Source organism: Bradyrhizobium ingae (assembly GCF_055791185.1).
The window spans coordinates 1-26,480 of sequence record NZ_JBVUBB010000061.1; the positions used below are offsets into that span (position 1 = coordinate 1).

At 58.5% G+C, this 26,480-nt stretch carries 17 protein-coding genes and 6 pseudogenes; 12 read left to right on the top strand and 11 right to left on the bottom strand.

All coding sequences use genetic code 11. The features are described 5' to 3' along the window. Nucleotides 1-646 precede the first annotated feature (646 nt). From ACV1FX_RS39750 to ACV1FX_RS39760, 3 genes and pseudogenes are all read right to left on the bottom strand, one after another. Nucleotides 647-1,255 carry a class I SAM-dependent methyltransferase gene (locus ACV1FX_RS39750; protein WP_473122940.1) on the bottom strand — a complete coding sequence of 203 codons (609 nt, stop codon included), beginning with the start codon at nucleotides 1,253-1,255 and terminating at the stop codon, nucleotides 647-649. Nucleotides 1,256-3,045: 1,790 nt separating this feature from the next. Then, entirely contained in the window at nucleotides 3,046-3,426 is a 381-nt protein-coding gene (locus tag ACV1FX_RS39755; protein WP_473122941.1) for a transposase, read from the bottom strand. Nucleotides 3,427-3,986: 560 nt separating this feature from the next. Beyond that, nucleotides 3,987-4,375, bottom strand: a pseudogene (locus tag ACV1FX_RS39760) (IS5/IS1182 family transposase); the annotation flags it as partial. Between the two features lie 232 nt (nucleotides 4,376-4,607). Between ACV1FX_RS39760 and ACV1FX_RS39765 the strand changes: the two are divergent. From ACV1FX_RS39765 to ACV1FX_RS39815, 11 genes and pseudogenes are all read left to right on the top strand, one after another. Next, nucleotides 4,608-4,754: pseudogene (locus ACV1FX_RS39765) on the top strand (IS701 family transposase); the annotation flags it as partial. A 146-nt stretch (nucleotides 4,755-4,900) separates the two neighbouring features. Next, a complete protein-coding gene (locus tag ACV1FX_RS39770) occupies nucleotides 4,901-5,860 on the top strand; it encodes a glycosyltransferase family 2 protein (protein ID WP_473122942.1) in 960 nt (319 codons plus the stop codon). 169 nt (nucleotides 5,861-6,029) lie between these two features. Further along, on the top strand, nucleotides 6,030-6,995 hold the full coding sequence (locus ACV1FX_RS39775) for a dTDP-glucose 4,6-dehydratase (RefSeq protein ID WP_473122943.1): 966 nt from the start codon (nucleotides 6,030-6,032) through the stop codon (nucleotides 6,993-6,995). Between the two features lie 14 nt (nucleotides 6,996-7,009). Beyond that, entirely contained in the window at nucleotides 7,010-7,447 is a 438-nt protein-coding gene (locus ACV1FX_RS39780; protein WP_473122944.1) for a DUF269 domain-containing protein, read from the top strand. A gap of 148 nt (nucleotides 7,448-7,595) precedes the next feature. Further along, a complete protein-coding gene (locus tag ACV1FX_RS39785; protein ID WP_473122954.1) occupies nucleotides 7,596-8,735 on the top strand; it encodes a DegT/DnrJ/EryC1/StrS family aminotransferase in 1,140 nt (379 codons plus the stop codon). Nucleotides 8,736-9,164: 429 nt separating this feature from the next. Continuing rightward, a pseudogene (locus ACV1FX_RS39790) lies at nucleotides 9,165-10,070 on the top strand (IS5 family transposase); the annotation flags it as partial. A gap of 21 nt (nucleotides 10,071-10,091) precedes the next feature. After that, nucleotides 10,092-11,135 carry an IS110 family RNA-guided transposase gene (locus tag ACV1FX_RS39795; RefSeq protein WP_473122955.1) on the top strand — a complete coding sequence of 348 codons (1,044 nt, stop codon included), beginning with the start codon at nucleotides 10,092-10,094 and terminating at the stop codon, nucleotides 11,133-11,135. 291 nt (nucleotides 11,136-11,426) lie between these two features. Next, nucleotides 11,427-11,906 (top strand): annotated as a pseudogene (locus ACV1FX_RS39800) (transposase); the annotation flags it as partial. 734 nt (nucleotides 11,907-12,640) lie between these two features. Further along, nucleotides 12,641-13,783 (top strand): hypothetical protein, encoded by a 1,143-nt coding sequence (locus tag ACV1FX_RS39805; RefSeq protein WP_473122945.1) that lies wholly within the window; start codon nucleotides 12,641-12,643, stop codon nucleotides 13,781-13,783. A gap of 4 nt (nucleotides 13,784-13,787) precedes the next feature. Then, nucleotides 13,788-14,660, top strand: a complete 873-nt coding sequence (locus tag ACV1FX_RS39810) for a class I SAM-dependent methyltransferase (protein ID WP_473122946.1) — start codon at nucleotides 13,788-13,790, stop codon at nucleotides 14,658-14,660. Nucleotides 14,661-14,683: 23 nt separating this feature from the next. Continuing rightward, nucleotides 14,684-14,943 (top strand): annotated as a pseudogene (locus tag ACV1FX_RS39815) (transposase); the annotation flags it as partial. A 331-nt stretch (nucleotides 14,944-15,274) separates the two neighbouring features. Here ACV1FX_RS39815 and ACV1FX_RS39820 read toward each other — a convergent pair. From ACV1FX_RS39820 to ACV1FX_RS39855, 8 genes and pseudogenes are all read right to left on the bottom strand, one after another. Further along, nucleotides 15,275-15,724, bottom strand: coding sequence for a CopG family transcriptional regulator (locus tag ACV1FX_RS39820; RefSeq protein ID WP_473122947.1), 450 nt, complete (start codon nucleotides 15,722-15,724; stop codon nucleotides 15,275-15,277). 9 nt (nucleotides 15,725-15,733) lie between these two features. After that, entirely contained in the window at nucleotides 15,734-17,710 is a 1,977-nt protein-coding gene (locus ACV1FX_RS39825) for a conjugal transfer protein TraG (protein ID WP_473122948.1), read from the bottom strand. 91 nt (nucleotides 17,711-17,801) lie between these two features. After that, complete coding sequence (locus ACV1FX_RS39830; protein WP_473122949.1) at nucleotides 17,802-19,529, bottom strand: relaxase/mobilization nuclease domain-containing protein; 1,728 nt, start codon at nucleotides 19,527-19,529, stop codon at nucleotides 17,802-17,804. Between the two features lie 241 nt (nucleotides 19,530-19,770). After that, the gene (locus ACV1FX_RS39835; RefSeq protein WP_473122956.1) at nucleotides 19,771-20,670 is read right to left on the bottom strand and encodes a lytic transglycosylase domain-containing protein; all 900 of its coding nucleotides are present in this window, start codon (nucleotides 20,668-20,670) and stop codon (nucleotides 19,771-19,773) included. An 11-nt stretch (nucleotides 20,671-20,681) separates the two neighbouring features. Continuing rightward, the gene (locus ACV1FX_RS39840; RefSeq protein ID WP_473122950.1) at nucleotides 20,682-21,170 is read right to left on the bottom strand and encodes a S26 family signal peptidase; all 489 of its coding nucleotides are present in this window, start codon (nucleotides 21,168-21,170) and stop codon (nucleotides 20,682-20,684) included. Between the two features lie 17 nt (nucleotides 21,171-21,187). Continuing rightward, the gene (locus tag ACV1FX_RS39845; RefSeq protein ID WP_473122951.1) at nucleotides 21,188-21,652 is read right to left on the bottom strand and encodes a DUF2840 domain-containing protein; all 465 of its coding nucleotides are present in this window, start codon (nucleotides 21,650-21,652) and stop codon (nucleotides 21,188-21,190) included. Then, a pseudogene (locus tag ACV1FX_RS39850) lies at nucleotides 21,649-22,793 on the bottom strand (replication initiator protein A). The gene ACV1FX_RS39845 and the pseudogene ACV1FX_RS39850 overlap by 4 nt, the downstream one beginning before the upstream one ends. A gap of 92 nt (nucleotides 22,794-22,885) precedes the next feature. Beyond that, complete coding sequence (locus ACV1FX_RS39855; protein WP_473122952.1) at nucleotides 22,886-23,164, bottom strand: helix-turn-helix transcriptional regulator; 279 nt, start codon at nucleotides 23,162-23,164, stop codon at nucleotides 22,886-22,888. 1,292 nt (nucleotides 23,165-24,456) lie between these two features. Between ACV1FX_RS39855 and noeE the strand changes: the two genes are divergently transcribed. Continuing rightward, complete coding sequence (gene noeE, locus ACV1FX_RS39860) at nucleotides 24,457-25,662, top strand: nodulation protein NoeE (protein WP_473122953.1); 1,206 nt, start codon at nucleotides 24,457-24,459, stop codon at nucleotides 25,660-25,662. Nucleotides 25,663-26,480 lie beyond the last annotated feature (818 nt).

The window sequence follows — 26,480 nt, forward strand, 5'->3', positions numbered from 1 at the left end:
CCAAATTCGATCACGACGATGCGACGGCGACTCGAACAAGGGCTGGTCCGAACGTTGTCGAGATGCCCTTGTTGTGCAATCAAGTTCGCCCATTCCACAGACCACCGTTTGTGACGCAGTAAGACTAACTCCATTTGGAGGAAATACGCAGTGGCAGGTCAGTCGCGCCCAACAATTTCCTTTGTCGGACAACGGCGCGTGTTCGTTTCGACGCGGCCGATTGACTTTCGTAAAGGCGTACATGCCCTGGTCGCGCTCGTGGGCGAGCATCTAAAGAGCAACCTTTACCAATCTATGTGTCGGGCGAAGATTATGTGGCGGCGCCGTCGGGAAGCGAGCAATTCCGCGGCTTCGTATCGGATGCCGCTCGACAACGGCACGGAATGTGCCAAATCGCGGTTGCCACCGCGAAGAACAGCGACACAGCAGTGCGTAGTAGCCTCATCCTAGGAAGCGGCATCGACACGTCGTCACGCGAGCCATCCCAAAGCATTCGGGGACATGCGATTGTGAAGACCGCTTTCAGGGCACTTACTATCGTCGTAAGCGCAACGAGGAAAGGAAATTTGTCACTTGATAACTACAGAACATGGATCTGACAATATCGCTATAAACTATTTAGATGCCAGCGCGGTTGAAAAGTAATTCAGTCGGCCGCCTTGGTGGCGAGCCCAACCACGAAAGTACAAGGAACACGCGTATAGTCTTCGCGGATAATCATCCGAACCTCTGCGAAAATATCGGAGAGGATGGCACGATATCCCTCTTCGTTGCGGATGTAATCGCCTCGATCATTGTCGAGCAGCCATTTAGCGAAGACGCTCTGTCCTGGTCGATAGCACGGTTCGAGCACGAAGAGCGTCCCGCCTGGGCGCAACACATCTCTGATATTCGGAATCATTGGCCTGAGGTCGTCGTCTGCGACATGATGCATGACGCAGTTCATCGTCACATAATCCGCGCCAGCAAATTCCATCGCGACAGCCTCGTCGAATAGTCGGCACTCGAAGGTACCGCGATCGCCGAACTGTTTCCGTGCGTGATTGATGTAGGACTGATCGATGTCGAAACCGGTATATTTGATTCCGCGCGGCAGATGCTCAACTATGTAGCCGGGACCGCAGCCGATATCGATGAGCCGATCACCGGACTTGAGAGGGAGATATTCAGCAATGGATTTGACACGTGCGTCGAAAAACCCGCCGACATTCTGAAAAGCTTGGTACACTGCAGGAAACCGTAGAAGTTCTTTCATGGGCGTGTTCGTTCAATCGTTTCCCCAGGCGCACGGGTTCAAGCGAAGGAGAGCATCGGTCATGTTACACGTCTGCGTGACAGCGTTGCATCTCAATAGCAACAGCCGTGCCAGCGGCCTAAGCGCGCCTTAAGCGCCTGGTTACGCTTTGAAAACCGCCACGGCGCCCCAAGATGGCGGAGTTTTGAACCCGACGCGCTTTTGTCGCGCCGAAAAAATTGGACACGAACCGCGATTCGCGCTGCGAGAAGAGTGTGGTTTGGCGACGTGAGCCGCCGAACGGCACTTGCTGATTCATCTCCCAGGTCAGGCAGGATTGGATGAGAGCGACGATGCCGATCGGAGTCCCAAGAGCGAAGGCCGTGGGCCTGTGACCTGAGGATGATCGACGGCGATGAAATCATTCGCGGGGCACTTCAGCTTGTGCCGACGAGATCGAGGCCCATGAGTTGGCGCCGCGAAGGGGCCATAACAAATGCATGCGGTATGGAGCGACACACCTGATTGCTTGATTGTCGTTGCGTTCTAACCCTGATTGCCGCCGCCCGATGCGGCCCTTTACGCATTTCAATGGCATAATTAGGCAGCCCTTGGCGGCACATGCGACTGATGCGGCTGTTGCCGCAGCGCCGTTTCCAGTCGTGGGAATGCCGATAAACGATACGCGAGCGTCGTCTGAACGCCCAACCTTCCCTATCGACCTAAAAGACCCCATGCATGGTGGTGTTTTCCAGCGAGCAGCGTCATGTGATGACCGCGATGAGGTCGATCGACTGCTCCGGCAAATCCATACAGTCCCGCTCATGGCTGCCCTCCTTCCAACCGGTAGCGACCGCGATGTCGGGATGCCGTCGTCAGCACGCCCACAGACGTCGACACGTCGCAACTGCGGAAACGGGTGCTGCAGTTCACCACATTGGCCAACGTGGCCTCGAGCCGCGCGCGTGCAGTAGTAAACTTTTGATACTCGAGAGATTCCGGGAAGCTCCATTTCGCTCGACGGAACGGCTGGAACTGCTGCCTTTCGGCACGGGAGCAGCCTTATGCAGCACGGCCAACTCTCGGTTGTCGCGGAATTTCTCCCGCGCAGTTCGTTCGACGTTCGGAATATTGTGACATCTCGAGTTCATCGCGCGCGCAAGCGGTTGGCGAGACTGCAAAGGGTAGCACTCTCGTTTTTATGTTCGCTGCACTGATCAGTCGAACTTCCGCGGGATGCAGCGGAAAGGCCGGCATTCGGGGTGACATTGGCGATTGGTCCTAACGACGCCTTCATCATGGTCAAGCAGTCGTTCAAACCCGAGACGAGATGCGACCGACATCGCATTAAACCTCCATTTTGTCATGCCAGCCGCGTCTGGTTGAGGACGGCGACGTCGGAAACTCGACAATGTGCCGCGCGCCAAATCCGGAGGGCACGCCGCCACCGATGCCTGTTTCACTCTGCTCGAGCGAGGCACGCTTCAGGTTCTGAAACGGCGCACCCGTTGCTGGGATGAGCAGCAAGGAGTCCCCGCGGCCAAAGCGGTCGCAGCGGCGCCGTCACGGGAGTTACGGCTGCGATTGAGGCTTTGATGCCGAACTCACGGAGCGCTGAGCCCTGCCCTTGCCGATGCACTCGACGTGGGACTCGTGGAAGGAATAGAGCTTGTATCCGCGCTGGCATTGCTCCTGGCTGTGCGCGAAAATGCCCGTTCGAACGCCGACTCCCGCGCTACCAGCATACGCGGTTTCCTCGATATAATGCTAACAACCCAGGCCCCGTCGCGCGTGCCCTTTCGAGAGGCCCATTACACAACAGCGGTGGCACCGAGGATGAACAATCGTCGAATGTCGCGTTGACCCATCTTCGAGGTCTTCCCTAATCGTTGTTTGCCACCGGTCGACTTCTGAAGTGGCACTAGCCCGAGCCAGGACGCGAAATCTCGACCGCACTTAAAGGTCTCCATCGGTGGCGCAAAGGTCTCGACGGCAAGGGCGGCGATAGGACCGACCCCGGGCATAGTCTGCAAGCGCCGCGATGCTTCTCCTTCCCGGGACAGCGCGTCGATCGTCTTCTTCAGTGCCTCAAGCCGGCCGGTCATCTGGAGAATTTGGTCCGGCAAACCAAGGCATGTCTCGCAAACCAGATCCGGTAGCTCCATGGTCTCGTCCTCGACGATCTCGGTCATGCGTTGACCACTTCGGTGCGTTGATTAACTAACTGTTCCCGGGTGCGAAAGACGATTGCGCCATACTTGTATGAGTTCGGCTACATTGCTCCGCAGGGCATCGGCCGCCTGTGGCGTCTGATGGAGCGGGACTGCTGTCCCTCGGTCTTCGGCGCGACAAACCGCATAGTCGGACGTAGCGCCGCTTCGACGATTGCTTCTGCAATCCGCGGCGTCATTCTTCTGCCGCTTGATGAACGCGTTGACATAGCTAGGGGCAATCAATTACGGCTGGTGACCAAGTCGAATCATCTCGCGAGCCCAGTAATGGGAGCTGCCGCAGGCCTCCATCGCCACGACACAGGTGGGTGCCCCTCCATGAAATTACGAAACTGCAGACGCGTCAGCTACCTCCGAAACACGACAGATCCATCGGATGCCGCCCCATGCGGTTGAAAAACGTTCTTTGCCAGATCGACTCCGACGATGGTAACTTCTTTCATGGATGCCTTCCTCTCCTTACGGACTGTATCTCTAACACCACAAACTTGGCACATTGCGATGCCGTCGGAGAAGGCTGTCTGTTTTGCATGAACATAGCGCTCGCTCATCATCGTCGCTCGCTCGGCGATGCGCAGATACGACTGCCACGGCCGAAGGCCACGCTTGCAGACCAGACGATTGAGACCGTTGATCGCCGCATAAACGAGCTTAGCATCGGTCGGGAAGGTGATGACCTTGGGCTGAACGGTGGTATCCGCCTCGCGTGTCCGCACCGCGCTGGTCTCATGCGCTGCCCTCAAGCTCGGCGAGGATAAGCTCCAGCTAGTCGCCGAACCGCTTGCGCGCGTGACTAACTCGGAGGGCTCGTGCCGCAAAACTTGCTCGATCAGCAACAGCCCGATCACGAAGCGGGCCCAATCCCGCGCCGGCCTTTGGCGCTGCAAAGCGACGCCATCTCGCGATCGACCCTGTGCGTCCGAGCACGGCGCCTGGACATCGTGGGCTCGTTTTGGCTAAGCAAAACAAACCCGCTGCCGGTCGAGACTGGTGGACGACCTGCCCCTAGTTTTACTGAGTCAGAGTCTCGCGGTCCTTGTCGACGGGAATCATATATTTGAGAAGACTCACTTTCCAGCATGCGGGCGGCTGAGATAGGTCTGACACAATCGGGGGACGTAGCGTCGCTTTTTTCGGCATAGATTGAGGGCCTTGCGAGTGTGATCGGACATGCGGGACGAGCCAAACCGCTTCGCGACTACTGCACCGGGCTGATGATGCCATGCGATCGCAAGAGCGTCGAGCCGATGGCGGCGATGACGGCTCCTGAGCGGACAGCAGCGCAACATCATCTAGGTCTTCGATACCGGGCTCGCGACACTAGATCCGGATTAGGATCGGCGTAAAGGCGAGCGCTCCCTACCACACCTGAGGGGTGAAGTTCGAAACCCGATGAGTTAAACCGCGCGCGCTCCCTAAGCGTTTGGGATCTACCATGGAAATGTCTCGGATTTGCGACTTAGAACTGTCAATCGTCGTGCCTTGTTACAACGAGGTCTTGGGGCTCCACGAGCTAGTTCGGCGTTGCTGCGATAGCGCCGTCACTGCGGTCGACGACAGCTACGAGCTTATTCTGGTGGATGATGGCTCCACTGACGGAACTTGGGAGGCCATGGTCCGCCTGACCGCCCATCAAAACATCGTCGCTATCAAACTTTCACGCAACTACGGCCAACCAATCGCGCTAACGGCGGGACTCGCCGCAGTTCGGGGACGAGTTGTCCTCCTGATGGATGCGGACCTACAGGATCCTCCAGAGCTTCTAGCTCGAATGCTTCAGAGAATGAAAGAGACCTCAGCTGATGTTGTGTACGGCCAACGAAATAGCCGTGCTGGGGAGACCTGGTTTAAGACATGGACCTCGAAGCGTTTTCATCGACTTCTAAAACGCTCGACGGATGTTTTGATTCCGGTCGATACGGGCAACTTCAGGTTGGTGTCTCGGAGGATAGCCGACATCATTGCGCAAATGCCTGAGCGGGATCGTTTCATGCGCGGAATGATCGCGTCGATTGGCTTCAAGCAGGTCGCCTTCGCGTACGATCGCAACAAACGCTATGTTGGCTCCACGAAGTATCCTCTCGCCAAACTGATTAAGCTCGCCATCGATGCGTTTCTTGGATATTCAATGATTATGCTGCGGTTCTCATCAATTGCTGCCCTCGGCCTGCTCGCTGCATTTGTTGGACTGGCTATATATTCGCTCTACGCTTGGATTTACTTAGCGATCGCTCCCGGATGGAGGACGAGTCTCATGCTTTCCATCATCATCGTTTCTTTTTGTCAGCTGGTCGCCTTAAGCATCATAGGCGAATATGTTGGGCGGACATATCTAAGCACTAAAAATCGACCATTGTTCATTGTGGAAACGATTGCCAGAGGTCGCAACGAGTGAACGAGGTGCAGGAATATGAGACGAACTGTCTGAATATGTTGACCGTGGTTCGACGGCTACGCCCGGGTGCTTTGCGAACTTGTTTGCGTCCGCTGCCTCGCATTATTTCTGCCCTTGATGTCGATTGCAGAAAGGGGATCTTGGTGTGACGAGAACGGGAGCGGCCGCGGTGCAACATCATTTGGAGGCTGCGCATGAGTTTGAGATCATAGTCGTCACGGGAGGACTCGGCTTCATTGGCAAACATTTCGTGCGCCGCTGTCTCGACGAAGGTCGGGTTATCAAAAACTTCGATGTCGTCAACTACGCAGCGGACCGCGCGGCTAAGCAAGAGTTCGAGGCCTACCCAAATTATCGTTTCACGCAGGCGGACATCCGTAAGCTCGACTTTCTTCCTGAGTGCGATGTGATCGTCAACTTTGCTGCCGAAAGCCACGTCGATAACTCGATTATGAACGCCCACAAGTTCGGCACAACGAACATGTTCGGGGTGCAGAACTTGCTGGAGCTAGCCCGCCATAAGCCGCGCAATGAGCGGCCACTGTTTGTGCAAATCAGCACTGATGAGGTGTACGGCGCCATCCGCGAAGGGCAGCACTCAGAACAGGACATGCTGATCCCGTCCAACCCCTATGCGGCGACAAAGGCGTCAGCCGACATGCTCATAACCAGCTGGGGTCGCACCTACAACATGTCTTGGAATACCATCAGGCCCGCCAATAATTACGGCATGCACCAGTTTCCAGAGAAGTTGATTCCCAAGAGCAGCTGGCGCATGAAACGCGGTCGGCCCGCCATCATGCACGGCGACGGTAGCTACGTACGCTCCTGGCTCCACGTGGAGGACACGGTCGATGCCGTATTGGCAGTAATCGAGAAGGGCGCGCGCAACGTCATCTACAATGCCGGCGGCGGAATAGAACTCCGCAATATCGAGGTGCTGCGGCGCATCGCCGAGGTTCTCGACCTGCCGGAAGAAAAGGCCTGGATGTCGGTCGAGGACCGATCGGGCCAGGACGCGCGCTACAGCATGGATGACACCAGGCTGCGGGCGCTCGGCTGGCGGCCCAAGCGGCATTTCCATGAGGAGTTGGTCAAGATACTCGAAACACTCGACGTCAGCCGGTTCGCTTAAAATGAGCCAAAACCATGAGGATCGAATTTCTGCCGGCACCAGCTAACCCCAGCGGATGCCGAGACGGTCGGCAACCGCTCGCTAGCCGTCCTGCTCGCGATTGGACCGGGTCTAGCGACGAAGCGATCATTCCCGCAAATAGCTTCATAGCTACTGCCAACATCGTGGAGAAGCGGCGCGCGCTGGCCATCGTCGGCGATCCAGATGCGATCCGGCGCCTGGAGCTATTCTTCAACGTAGTGGCGCGCTCGATCGACAAGGCGGACCGAGATGAAGACCCATGCCATGCTGTGATGGACCACGATGGGCTTTGGTCCATGATTCTGATCGGCGGCGGGGTGATCGTGGTGAATAAGCACATCCTCGACGTCCACCTTTCGGAAGAACTGCCCATCAACTGGACCTCCGACAAGGCGGTTGCGCAGAGGGGCACCATGTCTCGCGTAACTTGAGCGTAAGCGCGGGGATCTCTACGCGTTGGAAAACGCGCAAGGAGATCCATACATGTCACTAGGTATGCCTGCGATGGACGATCTAGATTGTGGGAAGTGGTCGGCATTTCCGGAAGAGGCATCAGAGCATCAATGGTGGCAACGTGCTATGGCTCATAAACCCATTTTCGTTACTCAGCCTTGCCTTCCGGCGCTGGAAGAATTCGTGCCCTACCTGCGGAAGATCTGGGAAAGCAAGCTTCTCACGAACTCTGGGCATTATCATCAGCTTTTTGAGCATGCGTTGTGTGAATACCTCGGTGTCAGGCACCTGGCCCTATTCGCCAACGGCACAATTGCGCTCGTAACTGCGTTGCAGGCCTTGCGTATCACAGGCGAAGTCATCACGACTCCGTATACGTTTGTTGCCACCGCGCATTCCTTGCTTTGGAATCGAGTTAAACCGGTGTTTGTCGACATCGATCCAAATACGCTCAACCTCGATCCAAATAGGATCGAGGCCGCGATCACACATTACACCACGGCTATCTTGCCCGTGCATGTGTACGGCCACCCATGCGACGTGGAATCCATTGAGAAGATTGCTGATATTCATAATTTGAAAGTAATTTATGATGCTGCTCATGCCTTTGCGATCAAAGATGTGCACGGAAGTATCCTTAACTACGGCGACCTTTCAGTGTTGAGCTTCCACGCCACCAAGGTGTTCAACACCTTTGAGGGGGGCGCAATTGTCTGTCCCGACGCAAAAACAAAACGGCGTATCGATCACTTGAAGAATTTCGGTTTTGTAGACGAGGTAACGGTGGTGGCACCTGGTATCAACGGCAAGATGAGCGAGTTCAACGCAGCCCTTGGTTTGCTACAGTTACGGCATATCGATCGGGCCTTGACGCGCCGGAAAGCGATCGACGCCGCTTACCGCGAGCAATTCGCGGCGGTGAAAGGCATTCGTTGCTTAAACCACGCTAGGGAAGCCGTGGCGAATTACGCTTATTTCCCCATACTGGTGCAGCCAGATTATCCCTTAAGCCGCGACGAGCTCTACGACCTGCTAAAGGCTCGCGGAATTTACGCACGGCGGTATTTTTATCCTATTCTCTCGGAGTTTCCCATGTATCGTGGTTTGGCTTCGGCACGGCGCGCGAACTTGCCCGTGGCAGTCAAGGCTTCCCACCAAGTCCTTTGCCTACCAATCTACCCGGCTCTGGAGCCGGACGAGCAGCAGCGCATCATCAATATCGTACAGCAACCTTCACGTGACCATACTAAGCCGCGACCAGATTGAGCGCATGGGAGTTTCATCTGCCGGCGATAGCGTCCGGATTTCAGACCGCGCGTCCCTCATACCAACCCTTGGATCTCGGTGGGCAAGAATGTCCAAATTGTCGATTTCTGCGAGCTGTCCGCCGGACCAGCGGTATCATCATCTGTCACCATGAGCATATTGCCATTCACTAGTTTCTGATCGGAGCGGGAATCATAACACTTTCTGGTTTTGTAAGCTCTCGTCTCGTCCTTCACTCTATTCCAGCAGCGACGACTAATCTGTCGGCCGTGAACAAGGCTCTAAGCGATTGAGCGGGAGTCTGTTTTCGGGTTTTGGAGGCGATTGAGATTGCAGGGATTTGGGGCTTGAGGCTTCCAAACCCTGCAAATTGGTTTTTGGATTTCCTTTTGCTGCGGGCCATGATTCTGTGGTGCATCGGAGAAGACGATGCGGCCGAAGAAGCACAAGACCACGGGATCGAATGACCTGTTCCGGGCGCGGTTGGACCAGATCATCAACATGAAGCACGAACTGGTTCTGCTCGCCGGCAAGGTCGATTGGGACTGGATCGATAGCGAGATCGCTCCGCTCTACAGCGAGAACGGCCGGCCCGGGATCGAGACCCGCTTCATGATCGGGCTTTTGCTGCTCAAGCACATTTACGGGCTGTCCGATGAGGGGGTGTGCGAGCGCTGGGTCCACGATCCGTATTTCCAGTTCTTCACCGGCGAAGAGTTCTTCCAGCACACCTTCCCGCACGAGCGCTCGGACCTGAGCCATTGGCGCAAGCGGCTCGGCGACAAGCTGGAGCTGCTGCTGGCCGAGAGCCTGCGGGTGGCGCACGCGGCCGGCGCGTTACGCGGCCAGGACCTCAAGCGCGTCACGGTCGACACCACGGTGCAACCGAAGGCCATCACCTTTCCGACTGATGCCAAGCTCTTGCATGCGGCCATCAGGGGTCTCAACCGCCTGGCGAGACAGCACGGCGTCAGGCTGCGGCAATCCTATTCTCGCGTGGCCAAGGCAGCCGCGATGATGGCGGGTCGCTACGCTCATGCCAAACAATTCGGGCGGCATCAGCGGCAGTTGCGTATCCTGCGGAGCCGGCTGGGCCGGATCATCCGCGACATCCGTCGCAAGATCGAGGACCAGCCAGCACTGGAAGAGGCGTTCGCACTCCCCCTTGGCCGAGCCAGCCAGATCCGCTCGCAGCAGCAGCGCCAACGCGGCTGGAAGCTCTATTCTTTCCATGCCCCGGAGGTGGAGTGCATCGGCAAGGGCAAGGCCGCTGCACCTTACGAGTTAATGGCATGGACCACGCCCGCTCTCAGCGGCAACGTGGAGCCCGGCGGGGCAGCAGCAGGAGCGCAAGCCATGTCGAATACAAACATTGTCACAATCGGTATCGATCTCGGGAAGAACACATTCCATGTCGTTGGTCTCGATGCCAAGGGCGCAATCACGCTACGCAAGAAGCGGTCGAGAAATCAGCTTGACCAGTCGCTGGCCAATGTTCCGCGTTGTCTGATCGGAATGGAGGCGTGTGCAGGCGCACATCATCTGGGTCGCAAGCTCGAGAAATTGGGCCATCAAGTACGGCTGTTGCCGGCACAGTACGTCAAGCCATACCTCAAGGGTCACAAGAATGATTTTCGGGATGCTGAAGCGATCGCCGAGGCCGTTCAGCGGCCGACAATGCGGTTCGTCCCAGTGAAGTCGGCCGAACAACTCGATTTACAGGCACTCCACAGAGTTCGCAGTCGATTGGTGACGCAGAGAACGGCGGTCATCAATCAAATCCGAGGCTTTTTGCTTGAGCGAGGGCTACCAGTGCGGCAGGGAGCGGCAGCACTCCGATTGGCGCTCCCCCAAATCCTATCAACATCTTCGGAAAGCTTGTCACCTCGGGTGGTTCGGCTCATCCAGGACTTGGCCGAGGACTGGCGTTATCTCGACCGTCGCGTCGCGTTAGTCACCAAGGAGATCAACGAGATCGCGGAGCAAGATGCGCATTGTCGCCGCTTGATGAGTGCGCCGGGCGTCGGGCCAATCATCTCAAGCGCGATGATCGCCGCGATCGGAACTGGTGATGCTTTTCAGAAGGGGCGCGACTTTGCGGCATGGCTTGGTCTGGTACCTAAACAAATCTCGACCGGCGATCGAACCATTCTCGGTCGCATATCAAGACGCGGCAACCGCTATCTACGAACACTGTTCATTCAGGGAGCCAGAGCCGTACTGCTGCAGCGCCAAACCTGGACCAGGCACGGCTTCGGAGCCTGGCTGGAGGCAGCATCGAAGCGGCTCCACTCGAATGTACTGGTTGTCGCCTTGTCCGCAAAACTTGCGCGGATGGCCTGGAGCATGCTCGCAAAAGGCCGTGACTACCAAGCGAGCTTCCTGGGCCACGCCGCGTAAGACGTCCAACCCGGGAAGGAGGGAAGATCCAGAATCCGATCGGGAATAGCACATTATCCCGCCGAGGTTTGCGAGACGGAAAGGACGAATGGAGAAACGGTTCCACCGACACTTCTGAAGCCTGGTTCACGCCATGGCCCTCCTTGAGGCCGGCGAGTTATTGAGGACAGAAGTGGGCGGATATCCATAATGGCTCGGGGCGACAGCCTCAAATCGAAGCCGGATAGATTGGCGCAAACCGCTTCATCCTATTGTCGATTCCTCTTGCAATGCGGGCGTGGTCCATAGATCGGTGTGAAGGCCTCCATCGTCACCAACAACCGCCAGGCCCCCGGCGGCCTGTTCGTGCTGCACGCCAGCGCGATGCCCGACAACCCGTACGACGGTCACACCTTGCGCGGCGTCATCGATCGCACCGAGACCCTCACTGGCTGTCCGATCGAGCGGGCCTATGTCGACAAGGGGTACCGCGGCCACGACGCTCAAAATCCACGTCGCGTCTTCATCTCCGGCCAGAAACGCGGCGTCTTCGGCGTCATCAAGCGCGAGCTGCGCCGCCGCTCCGCCATCGAGCCCATCATCGGACACATGAAAGCAGAAGGTCATCTCGGCCGCTGTTACCTCAAAGGCCGTGCCGGCGATGCCGCCAACGTCATCCTCTCAGCCGTTGGCCACAACTTGCGCCGCATCCTCGCCTGGCTCAGGGAGTTCTTGCGCCTACTCCTATGGCGAACGCTCGCCTGTCCCGCAAAGCTCAATCCGGCTTCTTAACGAACGACTAATCGGGTGCGGCCATGACGAATCGATCGAATTGCCAGCGCTTCGTCGCCGCTCCAACGGTTACCATTTCAGAGCTCCCTTGAGGTCGTTCTCAGGCCACCAAAGGGGACTGGCTAGCTTGGAAGCACCTCGACCTCATTGAGCTTACAACGCTCGATTAATGACACGAGGACACCCCAGTGTTCGGCACTCAGTCGGATTCGAGAAATAGCGGGTTCTTGCGATCATGCAAAATTGAAGATCGCTCGACGAAATTGCGTTCATGGTAGAGAGCAGAGTCACAACGCGACGGCGTTTTACGTTTCGCTTTGGGCCCGGGTCGTTCTCGCGACGGGCGAACCTGATTTCGACACGCCGGAACGAAGCGCGCGATGGATGCCGGTGTGACCAAATATGCGACGCTCGATTGCAAGCCGAAACTGAAGGCGCGATCTGCGCGACGTTCAGGTTCGACAACGGCCTCGAATTCACCCCACATGTCGGCCGTCTTCGCCTCGCCTTCTTGCGCCCGTCAAGATTCTCGATGATCCGCTTTTTCGTAAATCGGCTCGGCTTCAGTTCATCTCCCCGCGACGTAACGGACTCTACCAATTCTTGGAGGAGACGGCGTAGCTCAGGTCAGTTAGAAGCACCTTTAGGCTGATATCCATTGGAATGGGTCTCCTCTACGAGGCTGGCAGGTAGGGGCTATGTCAAGAGATGACCGCTTTTCAAACGGAAGGAAGTTGTCGGTTTTGCTCGATTGGACTTTGTTCGTTTTGCGGCGAACGTCGCTGCTGCCCATGCTTGGCACGGTGCTGGTCGCTCTCGCTTTAGTGATCGTTGCCGCTTACGTGATCGACGGCGGCATCACCGGGCTGGTGACCCGTATGGTCAACAGCGCTAACTTGGAAACCCCGCTGAGTGCCGGGCACGAGATGTCTCTCATGTTTCGAATCGACTGGCTCGAAATCAGTCGTTCGCAATTCGCGATCACTCTGTTAACAGCCCTTCTGCTCAGCATTCTGATGGGTGCTGCGTACAAGCTACTACCATCACTTGCTCTCGCTGCGTTGTTGATCGTAACAATTGCGATTGCGCTGCTGGGGACCGATCCGATCAGCATCAAGCTCTCCACGCTATTCCTGGTGCCGGCCTTCACATGCCTTGGCGCGATGTTCTGTCGTGAGGGATTGGTTCTGCGTACCCAGACTCCCGCCCCCATCGCTCTAGCGCTAACCGTTTTGGTCTCGTCGCACATGTCCGCGCTGGGCTCCAATGTCAACTACTGGGGGGGCAGTTCGAAGGCCGCACTGTTATGGATGCTCGCGGTCGTTGCCTTCCTGAGCACCTTGTACGACTATCTGGCCAACGCCGGAGTCCTGGCTCGTGCGGCCGGCCTCGAAGTCGGTCCCCCCTTGGTCGATCTCTCTGACCGCTCGCCAGGCCTGCTGTTTGTGCTCGAGATGCGAGCGCTCGGTCTACCATGGCTGGCCGGACCATCGGCCAGCCCCGAAGCGCACTTTGGTAAAGCATGGCCGCTGGCGCCGTATGCCGGCAGTAACGTAGTTGCGGTGGAAGCGCTCGGACTTGAGAATTGCGCGATCTGGGCAAGGTATGGGTACTCATCGACCCGAATGGCCCGCATCATCTTGACCAAGCCAGTGTCATGGCCTCCTTTATGGCCGTGCAGGCGGACTATGTCGCCGCCGCTACGTTCGCCCCCCCGTCGCTCTGACTGCTGCCTATCCACCTGGCCATTCCAACCGCCTGTCCATGCTGGAAAGAGTCGAACCTCGATGGCGAATGGGGTGCAAATAGACGAAACATGCAGGCCGCTTTGGGGGATCGAGATGACGTTACATTTTTCAGAGTTGAAGGTGAATTGAAGCTGTGCATACCGAAATAGGCTCGGCCGCTCCCTCATTGACTGGATCCAACGCCCGCGACTTTCTTGCGTGCCCGATCTGTGCTGCACGAGCCTGCTATGCGTATAAACATCCAGAAGCCCGGATCTTTCGCTGCAGCAATTGCACGCACGCTTTCAGCGACCCTGAAAGCGTTCGCGGGTTTGAAGGCTTTTCTGCCCACTACTATGCGGAAGCCCATCGCAACTGGTTCGCCAACCCGTATTACAAATTGTTCGAATGGATCGAACGGCGGATACCTTCTCAAGTACAGTCCGTCATCGACATAGGTTGCGGGCGCGGACAATTCTTGGACTACTTAAGAGCAAAGCGACCGCATATCCGCCTCGCAGGCGTCGACATTTCCCAAAATCAAGCGCGAGACAAGATCGAATTCTACTCCGGCGACGTTCTTGGTCTTCAACTCGGAACATTTGACGCAGTTGTAAGTTTGGCCTCGATCGCGCACGTGCCTGACGTCGCGGGATTTGCAAAGAAAATTCACGACCTCTGCAATCCCGGTGGCTTCGCTTTTGTAACGACGCCCGATGACGGAAGTCTGCTCTACCGCGCAAGCCGGCTGGCATGGCGCCTAGGCGTGCCTGTCGGTTTCAATCGCCTCTATAGTTCGCATCAGCTTCACCACTTTACCCACAAATCTCTCATGATGCTGCTCGAGCGCAGCGGCCTCCATGGCCGTAGTGTTCTGCATCACAGCGTCCCCCTTAGGGCTCTTGATCTCCCTGTTTCACCGATCGCTCGCCCGTTCTTCCTGGCTGCAATAGGAGCGGTCTTCTCTGCGGGGGATCTGGTCGGCCTGTCGTATATGCAAACCATCATAGTTCAACGAAGCGATTAGCTGGACCGCAATGTCACTTTCGTCGCACTGGCTGGGATTGGATCGATCGCGAGATAGCACCGCTCTACAACGAGAGGGGCCGGCCGGGGATTGAGAGCCGGTTGGTCATCAGGCTGCTGCTCAAGCACATCTACGGCTTGTCCGATGAGGGCGTGTACTAGCGCCGGGTCTACGACCAGTATTTCCAGCACTTGCCGGTGAGGCGTTCTTCCGGCGCGAGTTTCCGGACGAGCGAAGCGACCTCAGCCACTGGCGTAGGCGGCTCGGCACCAAGCTGGAGCTTTCGCCAGTTCCACCGAGGCCGACCACACCGACCATCACTTGCACGATACGCGCCTGTCCCTCCTCTCCGAATGCCCTGATCTGGCGATCGAACCGCTCCTCTAGAAGCAACGACTCACCCGGATTGCTTGAGACTGTTAGATCGGCGCCTATTTCCACGACTCGCGCCTACGGTGGCCTGTGGTTTTCCTAGCACGTGGTGGACGCCCGTGCCGAGATCGATGACGTGATTGCACCTGACACGAATGACAGAAGGACATCATCGAGAGTGCTTCAACAGATTGACGATGACGGTCGCAGTCTGGCGTAGCATGAGAAAAAGTGCGGCTCGATCAGGTCGGACCGGCTTTGTCTTGTCTCGGATCAAGGCTTCCCGCTTCATACGATTCGAGACTGACTTCCTTAAGAACATTCGATCCGCTGGAGAGCCGCCGACCGAGCGCTTCAACAAAGCGATCGTAGCGTTCAGCGCCTTTGGCGCGCGCTGCAGGGCTCGACTGCTCCGGCAATGCCGGAGTTGCTGTCAACCAGAAGCGGACGAACAGGGCAATCGTTTCCAGTGTCACACCGTCATTACGCTCAAGGCGCTCAAGCACACGCACGATCCGGTCGAGCCGCTTGGCTATCGCTGCCTCCTGTCGCTCGGACTCATCAGGAGACAGGAAGGAGGCAATGGCAGCCTCGGCAACCAGCGACTTGGGCTTGTCCTGACGTTTTGCGAATACCTCAAGGCTGCGAAAGATCTCTGGATCGAGGTAGATGCTGAGCTGGGCCTTCTTCATCTCAGCCCCTCAAAGGCCCATCTTATCGTCCGGGTCGAGGCTGACCGAACGTGCGAGCCCCTGCATCGAGCGGTTCACGGCCGTCACTTGCGCGGCATCAGCATCGTCATCATCGAGCATGGCATCGAATTCGTTATCGGCGCGCGGCGCTGTGATCACGACCTCCTCCTGCTGAGGCAGTTCGGGCTCGCGTCGAATGCCGCCATTTCCATCGCGGACGTTACGCTTTAACGCGGTAAGCAGATCGATCGAGGGCGGAATCGGTGTGCGGCGCAACCAATCGTCGGGCTGTGAGACCAAGCCGGCTGGAACGTTGCGCGACGGGCCTAATATCCGGCTTTGGAACTGCGGATCTTCGTAGTAGCGGACCTTGTGGGCGCGCACGGGATGCACGCCCGAGACCATCACAATGGCCTCGCTGGGCGAGAGCTGCATGACTTCCCCGGGTGTGAGCAGCGGACGCGATGTTTCCTGGCGGCTGACCATCAGGTGGCCAAGCCATGGCGAGAGCCGATGCCCGGCATAGTTCTTCATCGCGCGCATTTCGGTTGCGGTTCCGAGCGCGTCCGACACGCGTTTGGCCGTGCGCTCGTCGTTGGTCGAGAAGGCAACGCGGATATGGCAATTGTCGAGGATCGCGTGGTTTGCCCCATAGGCGCGCTCGAGCTGGTTCAGGCTCTGGGTGATCAGAAAGCTGCGGATGCCATAGCCTGCCATGAAGGCGAGCTGGCTCTCGAAGAAGTCGAGCCGGCCGAGGGCTGCGAACTCATCAAGCATCAGGAGCAGCTTCTGCCGCCTCCCGTCGGTATCGAGGCTCTCGGTTAGCCGCCGCCCGATCTGGTTGAGCACGAGCCGCATCAGGGGCTTTGTCCGGGCGATGTCGGACGGTGGCACCACAAGGTAAAGCGAGATCGGTTTGGGTCCGTCGACAAGATCGCAAATGCACCAGTCGCTCCGCCCCGTGACCCGGGCAACCACGGGGTCCCGGTAGAGCCCCAGGAAGCTCATCGTGGTCGACAGCACGCCGGAACGTTCATTTTCACTCTTGTTGAGGAGTTCGCGCGCCGCCGAAGCCACGACCGGATGGACACGCTCTCCCAGATGGGGCGTCGCCAACATCGCGTTCAGGGTCGTTTCGATCGGGCGCAACGGGTCCGACAGGAAGTTGGCAACGCCGGCAAGCGTCTTGTCTGGTTCCGCGTAGAGGACGTGGAGAATGGCCCCGACCAGCAGGGAATGGCTGGTCTTCTCCCAGTGATTGCGACGCTCGAGCGCGCCTTCGGGATCGACGAGAATGTCGGCGATGTTCTGGGCGTCGCGGACCTCGCAGTCGCCTCGGCGAATCTCGAGCAGTGGGTTGTAGGCCGCGCTCGCCGGATTGGTCGGGTCAAAGAGCAGCACTGGCCCAAAGCGGGCGCGCCATCCGGAGGTCAGCTGGAAGTTCTCCCCCTTGATGTCGTGAACAATCGTGGAGTTCGGCCAGGTCAGCAGTGTCGGAATGACAAGGCCGACGCCTTTGCCGGAACGGGTCGGCGCGAAGCACAAGACATGCTCGGGTCCATCGTGCCGGAGGTAGCGGCCCTCAAAACGACCTAGCACGACGCCATCTTGCCCCAGAAGTCCCGCACGGCGAACCTCCCGTGCATCCGCCCAACGGGACGACCCATATGTTGTCACATGCTGAGCTTCCTTTGCCCGCCACACCGAAAGGAAGATGGCGACGCCGACCGATGCGATCCCGCCGCTTGCGGCGATGCACGCGCCCTTGACGAAGATGACAGGCGCGTAGGCGTCGAACTCGAACCACCAAAGGAAGAAGGCAGCCGGTTGGTAGATAGGCCAGCCCGCGATCATGAACCAGGCGGGCCCGAGCTGCGGCTGGAAAGCCAGACGCCAAGCCGTCCATTCGGTGGCCGCCCAGAGGAACGCGAGCACGACCATCGAGACAAAGAGCAGTTGACCCCAAAGAATCTTCGTCGCGGGCATGACCAGAATTGATGTGCGCCGCGAGGGCGCCATTCAACGGCAATCCTGTCGAGGTCGCGGTGTCGCGCAGCATGGCGAAGAGATCGGCGGGTCAGAGCGAAAGGTCGCGCTTGCGCCCAAAACTCCAGTCGACCCCGCCGGGACCTGCGATGCCGCTGACCTGCTTGCCCAGCTCACGCTCGAGCGACGGTGTCCAGGGCACGAGCTGGAAGCCTAGCCCGTTGTCGATCATGGCAAAGCGACCGGAGGCGAGCGAGATCCTCTGGCGGTAAACCCCGGAAATGGACTCTCCCGTCTCGGCGGGTACATGCGCCAGCCCTGTTTCGGAGGCCAAGCGCCGGCCCACGGTATCGAGCTCACGCTTGCGCAGAGTGCCAATCAGGTTGCGGCCTAATGTGACTTTGTCGCCATCCCGGCGGGCAAGCCCCTGCTCTACCAGCGCATCGATCCGGCGATCGAGCGCGGTCCGGACCTCGGCGCCGAATCCGCCGCGCGCAAGAGCGACGGGCTCACGAGCGACCAGGCGCCGATCGAGCCAGGTCGCCCCTTCCGAAGCCACCTGCTGGTCGAGATTAAGATCTGAGCGGACGGCAAGCGCGATCCGCTGCCGGCCCTTCGTATCCTCGAAGCGACGCAGTTCGACAATACCGCCAAGCGGACCATCACCGGCGGCATCGATGTCGCGGAGCCTGAGATGATGCACACGCCCGTCGATCCCGTCGACAACGGCGAACGCCGATCCCTTGAGCTCATCATCGAGCCCGCGGGCGATAAGGCGGCCGATGACAGGCTCCCCATGACGTTCCCCTTCGAGCGCCCAGGAGGATAGCGCACGAGATGCGCCATCCTTTGCGAGTGTCTTGTGCAGCCGTTTGATGATATCGCCGCGTTCTGAAAGCGCACGCAAGCGCAGCTCCGTATCGGGGGCGAGAACCCAACGCGCGGGACCGGCGGGCTCAGCGAGCCCCAGCCGCTCGAGCGTCCGCATCCGGCCAATCCGGATCTCGCGCAATGGGTCGGACCCGCCGCCGCGTTCTGGCCGCAGATCGATCACCCCGTCCGTCCGTCCCGCTTCCCGAGCAAGCGCGCGGTCGAGCCGCGTCCAGCGTTCGGCCGCAACCTCTGCCTCAAGGCCGCGCCGAACCTCAAGCTCCGATCGGGGACCAAGCTCGCGCGTGACGAGATCACTTGCGCGGGCCCGCAGGCCTTTACTGATATAATCGCGGCTGATCACAAGGTCGGAGCCATCATCGGCGCGGCCGCGCACAAGGATGTGGATATGCGGATGCTCAGTGTTCCAATGGTCGATGGCGACCCAGTCAAGCCGTGTACCGAGATCGCGTGAGGCCTGATCCATCAACTCGCGCGTAAAGCTGCGTAAACTTCCCAGCTCGCCGGCGTCATCCGGCGAGACGATGAAGCGGAAATGATGCCGATCGTTCTCGCAGCGCTCGGCAAAGCCTCGGCCATCCGCGCCATCTCCGGCAGCATCGAATAGTTCGCCACGCGATCCGTCGCGGGTGACGCCGTCACGCCGCAGGTAACCGATATGGGCCCGCAGGCTGCCTGGCGAGCGCATCCGCCGCACGACACGCGCCTTGACCATGGCACCGCGGCCGCGATCTTGCAGGAGCCGGTTGGCGCTAAGGGTCGCAGCGCGCCCACGCCCAAACCGGCCGCCACGACTGCCGGCACGACGTGACAGACCGCCGGCCTTCTGCGCGGCTTGGAGCGCTTGCGCCAGGAAGGGCTTTGCCCGCGGCCAGCGCGTCGAACGTATTTGGCCTGGGCGGACACGAAAATCATCGTTACGGGTCATCTTTGTCCCCACAATGTGCAGAAAGCCGAGCCGAAACAGTGTCGTGACAAGAATGACAAGTTGTGCCGGATCATCGCAATGTTTGGAGCGTATCTGAATTTACTGGCAATTCTCACCCGACCGACCGCCCGCACCTTGCGGCTTTTATCCTGCCATCCGCGATCGACTAGCCCCTGCTCCCTCCCCAGCACTCTCCAACGCGCGACAAACTTCGACAACACGCGACGAAATGCGATTGCGATCATCGGGGGTCCGCTTCGGTTGATCGCTGCACAAAGAGCTTGGTCGCGTCAGGTACGAAGGCAAGCATTGCCAGGTTCGAGAGATCTTTCGGGCTGTTCATCGAATGCAGAACCGATGTCGATCTGGCATTGACCGACGCGCCGTCGGAGCGATCAAAGAATAGGGCTGCCTGCTGCCACGGAAGAGTGCGTCGGGCGGCCAAAGTCGCAACCTCGTCCTGTTTAATGCCGATCAATCCTTTGAGCCTGGCGACGTAAACCTGCGTTTCCCGAGGTAGTGGTCGCCCCGTAGCCAGATGCGCCTCGTACCGCTCTGGACCGGCGTTGTAAGCTGCGAGAAACCCTTCCGATCCAAACCGGTCGAGCATCTCGCGAAGGTAGGCCGAGCCTGCGAAAATGTTGTCGCGGGGGTCAAAGGGGTCGGCACCGAGCTTGTAGCGAATACTCACGTCGACCCAGGTCTGAGGCATGATTTGCATCAGGCCCAAGGCTCCCCGAGAGGATACGGCGCCCACGTTTCCGCTGCTCTCGACCCGCGCGACAGCACGGATCCAGTGCTCCGGGATCGCAAATCGGCGGGAAGCTTCGGCGACGAAGGCGGTATATGGATCGACACCCAGGGAGCTGAGCGAATGGGAGCCGAGGGCCGGGATTGCGGTCTCAGCCCAAGCTTTCGAGTGCAATTCGAGGACAAGCACAGCTCCCAAGAGGCAGACTGCCATGGTAGGGATTGAAACGCAGCCGTTTGCGCTCGCGAAGGCGACGGGTAGCGGGTTCGGCCGCTGCGTGCGAGGCCATCGTAGACATGCACCGCGCACGATCGTCTTCAAGAATCTGGCCGGGACGGAGCGAAGGTGCGGCGATCCATCGACCGGCGGTATTGCATATCCACAAAGCATGCTCAGCAAGATCAGTCTTCCTTTGTCCACACGGGGAGCACTTGTCCGATCACCGCGGATGCTGGAATTGGCCCGAAGTAGCGGCCATCAAAGGAGTCCGTCGACTGCCAGTTCATGAGAAAGACTTCGTCTGGCGCTATGAGGTGGCATCCGAGCCAAACCGGCAGCGGCCGGCCACGTGCATCGCGCTCCCGCGCCAGTCCCATCTCGATTTTGTCGACGGAGATGACGAGGCCGGTTCTGCAAACGGTTTGTCCCGGCAGCGCCAGGACGCGCTTGAGCATGGGAACACCGGTCGGCAGATAACCGTTCAAGTCCAGGAAGCTCGCAAGTGGCTCGGGCGGTCGAACCGCCACGAGTTCAGTGACAGTCAATTGTCGCGCTGGTTGCAGACGATAGAAGCCGATCGGAACACTGTCTGAAGCGTTCCAGATGTACGATGGCGGCGCCTCTCTGTCCGAGCCCAGCGCCAGAGCTGCCGATCCGCAGATCGCAAGCATAATTGATAGCCGTCCCATCAGAGCTCGCGTGTTCGGCGTCGTAGCCAAGCCTGATGGCGCGCACGGGTGTAGCTTCGCGGGCTTTCATTGACAGAGAGACGGTTGTGAACGTGATGCCAGTACTCTGGCGCTGCATCTGCAGGATTGATATCAAGTGCCTCCACCGCATCGATCAATTGCAGTGCGCGCTCGACCCTTGTCCAACCTGACAATCGCATCAGGCTCTCCCCGCCGGGATTGACCCAAGGGACGGTCGAATATCGCTGCCGGGGCGCTGCGGCGCGCAAGATGTCGATGCGGGACAGAACGGTTCCAAACTCGTTGGACGTCCAGCGTACGAATGCGAAAATACTGCCGGTTGCGAATGACAGAACGCGGCGGTGGCGGTCAATGATCTTTTCCGATACGGGTCGGCCGAACCGAATTCGGTTCTCGAACCGCCCTTCGACCCACAAGAGTTCGACAGTTGTGACATCGCTCATCTGACGCTTCCTTTGTTCACAGACGTCTCTGGTCCGCGCCAACAGGCGCTTATCTTTCGGCAAATGGCAGTAATAACGTTGGCTGCAGCTGAGTGGCCGTCGTGAGCTGGAGGCCGGCGCCGCGCCTGAATTTTCGCGGCGGTTGTTACCTTGCCGATCGCAGACGAACGGATCTGACCCGTTCTAAGCGATCCGAGGGATTGGGGATTAGCAGAGTTAGGAGAGCGGAAAACGATTGCACAGCAAACCCCTGGCAGTGATTTCCGTTCCCGATAGTACGAAGGTGCAGTCGCCGATGGTACGAAAATTCTGGTCCGTGATAGCACGATGCAATTCACAGGCTTTCCTCCGGCTTTGAGATGCGCCCGCACCTTCGCAGCCTTTCTGCAAAGGGGACGGACCTGAAGTGGCGCGAAGTTCGATCCCTCCACGCCGTCTGTGTCAGGCGTAATGACAAGCCGATACGCGGGTGAAGTCTGTCGAGGGACGAACTGGCCCAGGTCGTAAGCAAAGTGCTTGAGCGAGGATCGGCCGCCCGACTTGACCTGGAGGTGTATCAAAGCTCCAGCCGCACGTTTGACGGCAGCCATATTTCGCACGGGGCGAAAGAGCCAGCGTTCAAATCCGCCAGTCAAATCGAAATTGGCGCGGTCGATCGTCAACACGAGGGCATCATCGAGACCCCTCGTGTAGATCCAATCCGGCAAGATCAGCTCGATTCCGCAAGGATAGCGGTGCATATCTGCCGTTTCCTTCCATTTGTTGATCCGGAGAAGCGATGCCGTCGGCGCTCGGTCAGCTGGCGAATCGAATTCATGACCGTTACTGATTGCAGCCGGTCGAGTGCGGCCTTGACGTTCGCAGTCGCGCCCGCTGGTGCCGCGATCTATGTAGGTGATGACCTTGTATGAGGTCGTTTCATCAATCCGGATGGTTTCAAGCCGGCTTCTCGAGCCTCGATAATCTGCAAAGCGGTCCAGATCACAACGTCCGCATCCCAAATCGGCTCCATGCCATGTTCCGGCACAGGCTCCACACGAATCATGCTTGTCCCGGCACGGAGGAAGGCCGGCACAATCCGTTTCGACTTTTCCGGTGAGAAGAGCGGATATGCCGTCAGGTTTCGCGCATCGCGCGGCATGAGATCGCCGGGCGATGAGCGAAACAAATCTGAGTTGACCGCGCTCCGAGTGACGTTGCCTATATGCAGAGCATGTTTCGTTCGACATGGGATCAGCGCCGCTCCTTGCCGGCATACGGAAGGGGTGCATGCCGCTTTGCAGGCAAGACCGTGCCGATGCCGGGATCGCTGGTTGATTTCTTTGCTCCGCGGTCCACCCAGGCTTTTAGGTCTTCGAGTGCATAAACAACGCGCCCACCGAGCTTGCGATAGATCGGCCCGGTGCCATAGGTGCGATGCTTTTCCAAAGTTCGGCCAGACAAGCCGAGAAAGCGTGCCGCTTCGGGGGTTCGTAAGTATCGCGGCGGCAAGCCGGCGGTCGGATCGGGCATTTGAGAGGCTCCGTGCTCATCTGGAGGGCTCGCGCGTCTGATCGCGCGCCGACGAGCATGATGGCGGAGTAGAAGCACTTAAGGGGATGCCGAAGATGTGGGGATGATTTTCGGCACCCCTGCTCCGTTCCTTGCGAGATGACAGGCAGAGCACTTTCCGTCGATCTCCGCACCTCAGCACCAAACAGGCTACGCGAAGCGATAGTCAGCTGGGTCGTTCGTGGGTTTAGAGGCGCGCTGAGGAATCGTTCGAGGTCGAACACCAATTGTGAGATGGCGCGGTCAGCATCGATGTGTCCTTCGACGGCTCGCAGCATCAACCTCAAACCTTCGCGGCGCTGGGGTAAATGAACAGAGGTCCCGGTGGGCGGCGCGCGATTGTACGCCACGGACGATATAGGGCGTCTGCGCCAGTATCGAAAGCTGTATCGAGCGGCAGCTTGACTGGATAACGCGCACAGAACTGATTGCCGTGTCTCTTTCAGATACGGGGGTCGTTGAACGATACGGCATCAATCCACGCTCTGGATGTGTTCGATCAAAACTATTGATTTCCGCCGATCTCAAGCGTGGCGGATAATGCGGGTCAGGTTGGCAAACACCGAAATGGACCGATTATCATCTTTGCCAAGGCTTCTGGGAAGCACTCTAACGTTTGCGGCGAGCATCGGCCGACACCTGCCCATTGCGACCGTCTTCTTTGGCTGGCGACGTGAACGGCATCGTGCCGGCTCGAAGCGACGGACTTCCCCTGTCGCGTAGCCGCCTATTTCCAATAAACCACGGCATGGGTTTTCCGAGGTTCTCTATACCGCTTAGCTCCCTGCGACTAAGCGATGCTCGGGAGCTCTGGCCTCGCAAGGAATTGGTCGCAGCAGATTGCAGGACCCGTGCCGTGGCTGGCTAAATGGTTTGAATTCATGGCACCCAGATCGTGCGCAACATTGATAGGCTCGTCTTCGAGATCCGCTGCGATTGGGAGCGGTACAAGATGCAATCTGTCCGCAACAACGCTGAACAACCAGCAATTTCTGTACGCAATGCCTTAATCGGACGTGCCGCGCTTGCGTCGATCCGAAGCGCGCAGTGGGGATCATGCAGCGAAGACGCCAGAGCGCGACCACAATGTGATCGGATGTTTGTCGCGGCATGATGTCATCCTCGCGGATAACACGTCACTTCAGGATGGGGATGGTTGAAACCCATCGGGATCGCCATTGCTGGCGATGTTTCTTTCGACCGGACGAAGGGTTCAGGACGGACGCTCGGTCTGGCCAAGGATGGGATGTTGAATGATGAACCACGATGTAAGCCATTCGCCTGCGCTGTGCTTTCTTCTCGGTCTTCCGCGCTCGGGCACGACGCTGCTAGCGCATTTGCTTCAGCGGCACCCGGATATTTTGGCTCCGCCTGAGCCCTGGCTCATGTTGGCTCTTGAGGCCTTCGGTAAAGTCGACCACCGTCACCCAGCCGGCGCATCACTGGTTCACACCGCAACCTCGGAGTTCTTGGGACGAATAGATCGAACGATCGTTACCCGCGCTTTTGCCGATGCGGCTTATGGCCGGTATTTGGCCGCTGCAGGCAAGCGCACCTTGATAGACAAGACGCCGCGCTATTGGACGGTGCTCGACTTCTTGGATTCCCTCTATCCGGAGGCACCGCGACTCGTTCTCATGCGCAACCCCTACGCTATTGCCGCATCACTGAAATCGACGTGGGACGTCCCTCTCCTGGCCGCAAGTTCTCCGTCCGCGATCGCATCGTGTCTCGCCGATATTGCGTTGGGCCAGCCCACGCCCGCAATCGCATCTTCTCTCGCCGACCTCGTTCTGGGCCTGCCCGCGTTGGCAGCGTACCGCAGTCGACCTCAGACGCAGGTGGTCCATTACGAGGTCCTTGTGGCGCACCCCGACGAGGAAATTCGGCGCGTGCTTGCCGGCCTTGGTTACACTCCGACCGACACGGCATCGGCCCCGATGGGACAAACGGACTATCTTCGGTCCAGCACTTTCGGGGATCGCAAGATCCTAGAGAGAAAAACTGTCGATGACCGCTCAGTGCAGGCTTGGCAAACTGACTTGAGCATCGAAGAGATGCAGGTCGTGACCGACCTGGTTGGGACGGAGCTTTTGATAGAGCTCGGTTATGAGCAGGACCTTCAGTTCGCAAAGCAAGCCGGCGTCGTTGATAGGGGACCGGAACCAACCCAAGGCTATCGCCACTTGTTTCGGACCTGCTGGGATTTTCTGGACGGCAAGACAGGAGGATCATTCGACATCCCCGTTGTTGGCGCCGAACGAGACAGTAGCGGTCGGCAAGCTGAGGAAAACACCTTGTCGGCTTTCGGGCCCTCGGTATTTCAACAAGCGCAACGTCTGGCCGCGACCAAGAGGGAAGAGAATTCGCGGATGGCAAATTCAATCGCGGCGCAGTTGAATGAGGAACTCACGGCTTCGAAGGCCGATCGAGATGCGCTGCCGGGAGGCCATTCGTGAAGGCGTGCCAGCATGATGACATTGCGGGGGCAAGATCATGCGGCTCGGGCAGACCTCGTCATTTCAGATGGCAATCTGAGACACCGCTTCAGCTATCATGCGCAAGAAAACTGACATTGGAGAACCACTTGCGAGATTTGAGACAGAGATGGCCGAGGTATCCGGCACAGATCAGAACGATTGCTCGCTTGCTCTCGTCAGAATTGCCCGATCGCCAGGCGCATAGGCAATGCACAAGCCGCTCTTCTACAATTGAGCTCGCTAAATTTCAGGGAACCTCAGCGCGTCCGAGGGCTTGACCTCGGCCGCCCTACCCAGTCCAGCCAGTCTGGCGTCAGAGCTGACGTTTGCTTACTGCAAGCGAAATGAACCCGCTGCGTGTTGCGGCGCCCAGCGATGGCTCCGCAACACGCCAAGACTTGCATCCCAGGTTCGGTCACGATGGCACTCAAGCGCGATGAGATTAGGATGAATCGTCATCGCGCTTTAGGTTATTGTTTGCGCATGATCTCCACGCAAACGCGTTCCGCGTTTGTCGCGAGGGAAAACCGCTTCACACGTTGCGCTAACGCGGCCCTTCGGGTCCGGATCATGCTTTAAAGGACTCCTCTCGCAGGTTGAGCAATGATTTTCGCCTCACGATTTTTTGCGAGACGCAGGACGGAGCAAGGCACGATAGCCGCGGCGCATCGTATCCCTCCATTGAGGGCCGCCTTGCCTGATGAGCGGGATCGCTGCAGGTCCTAGGGGTAATCCTAGGAGAAGCGCTATGACGATTTCGAGGGCGGAGGTAATCACATCGGTCGAGCGGCGGCGCC

Coding starts and splice junctions, on each gene's coding strand:
- ACV1FX_RS39750 (WP_473122940.1), bottom strand. CDS start 1,255: ATGAAAGAACTTCTACGGTTTCCTGCAGTGTACCAAGCTTTTCAGAAT.
- ACV1FX_RS39755 (WP_473122941.1), bottom strand. CDS start 3,426: ATGACCGAGATCGTCGAGGACGAGACCATGGAGCTACCGGATCTGGTT.
- ACV1FX_RS39770 (WP_473122942.1), top strand. CDS start 4,901: ATGGAAATGTCTCGGATTTGCGACTTAGAACTGTCAATCGTCGTGCCT.
- ACV1FX_RS39780 (WP_473122944.1), top strand. CDS start 7,010: ATGAGGATCGAATTTCTGCCGGCACCAGCTAACCCCAGCGGATGCCGA.
- ACV1FX_RS39785 (WP_473122954.1), top strand. CDS start 7,596: ATGGCTCATAAACCCATTTTCGTTACTCAGCCTTGCCTTCCGGCGCTG.
- ACV1FX_RS39795 (WP_473122955.1), top strand. CDS start 10,092: ATGTCGAATACAAACATTGTCACAATCGGTATCGATCTCGGGAAGAAC.
- ACV1FX_RS39820 (WP_473122947.1), bottom strand. CDS start 15,724: ATGAAGAAGGCCCAGCTCAGCATCTACCTCGATCCAGAGATCTTTCGC.
- ACV1FX_RS39825 (WP_473122948.1), bottom strand. CDS start 17,710: ATGCCCGCGACGAAGATTCTTTGGGGTCAACTGCTCTTTGTCTCGATG.
- ACV1FX_RS39830 (WP_473122949.1), bottom strand. CDS start 19,529: ATGACCCGTAACGATGATTTTCGTGTCCGCCCAGGCCAAATACGTTCG.
- ACV1FX_RS39835 (WP_473122956.1), bottom strand. CDS start 20,670: ATGCTTTGTGGATATGCAATACCGCCGGTCGATGGATCGCCGCACCTT.
- ACV1FX_RS39840 (WP_473122950.1), bottom strand. CDS start 21,170: ATGCTTGCGATCTGCGGATCGGCAGCTCTGGCGCTGGGCTCGGACAGA.
- ACV1FX_RS39845 (WP_473122951.1), bottom strand. CDS start 21,652: ATGAGCGATGTCACAACTGTCGAACTCTTGTGGGTCGAAGGGCGGTTC.
- ACV1FX_RS39855 (WP_473122952.1), bottom strand. CDS start 23,164: ATGCCCGATCCGACCGCCGGCTTGCCGCCGCGATACTTACGAACCCCC.
- noeE (WP_473122953.1), top strand. CDS start 24,457: ATGATGAACCACGATGTAAGCCATTCGCCTGCGCTGTGCTTTCTTCTC.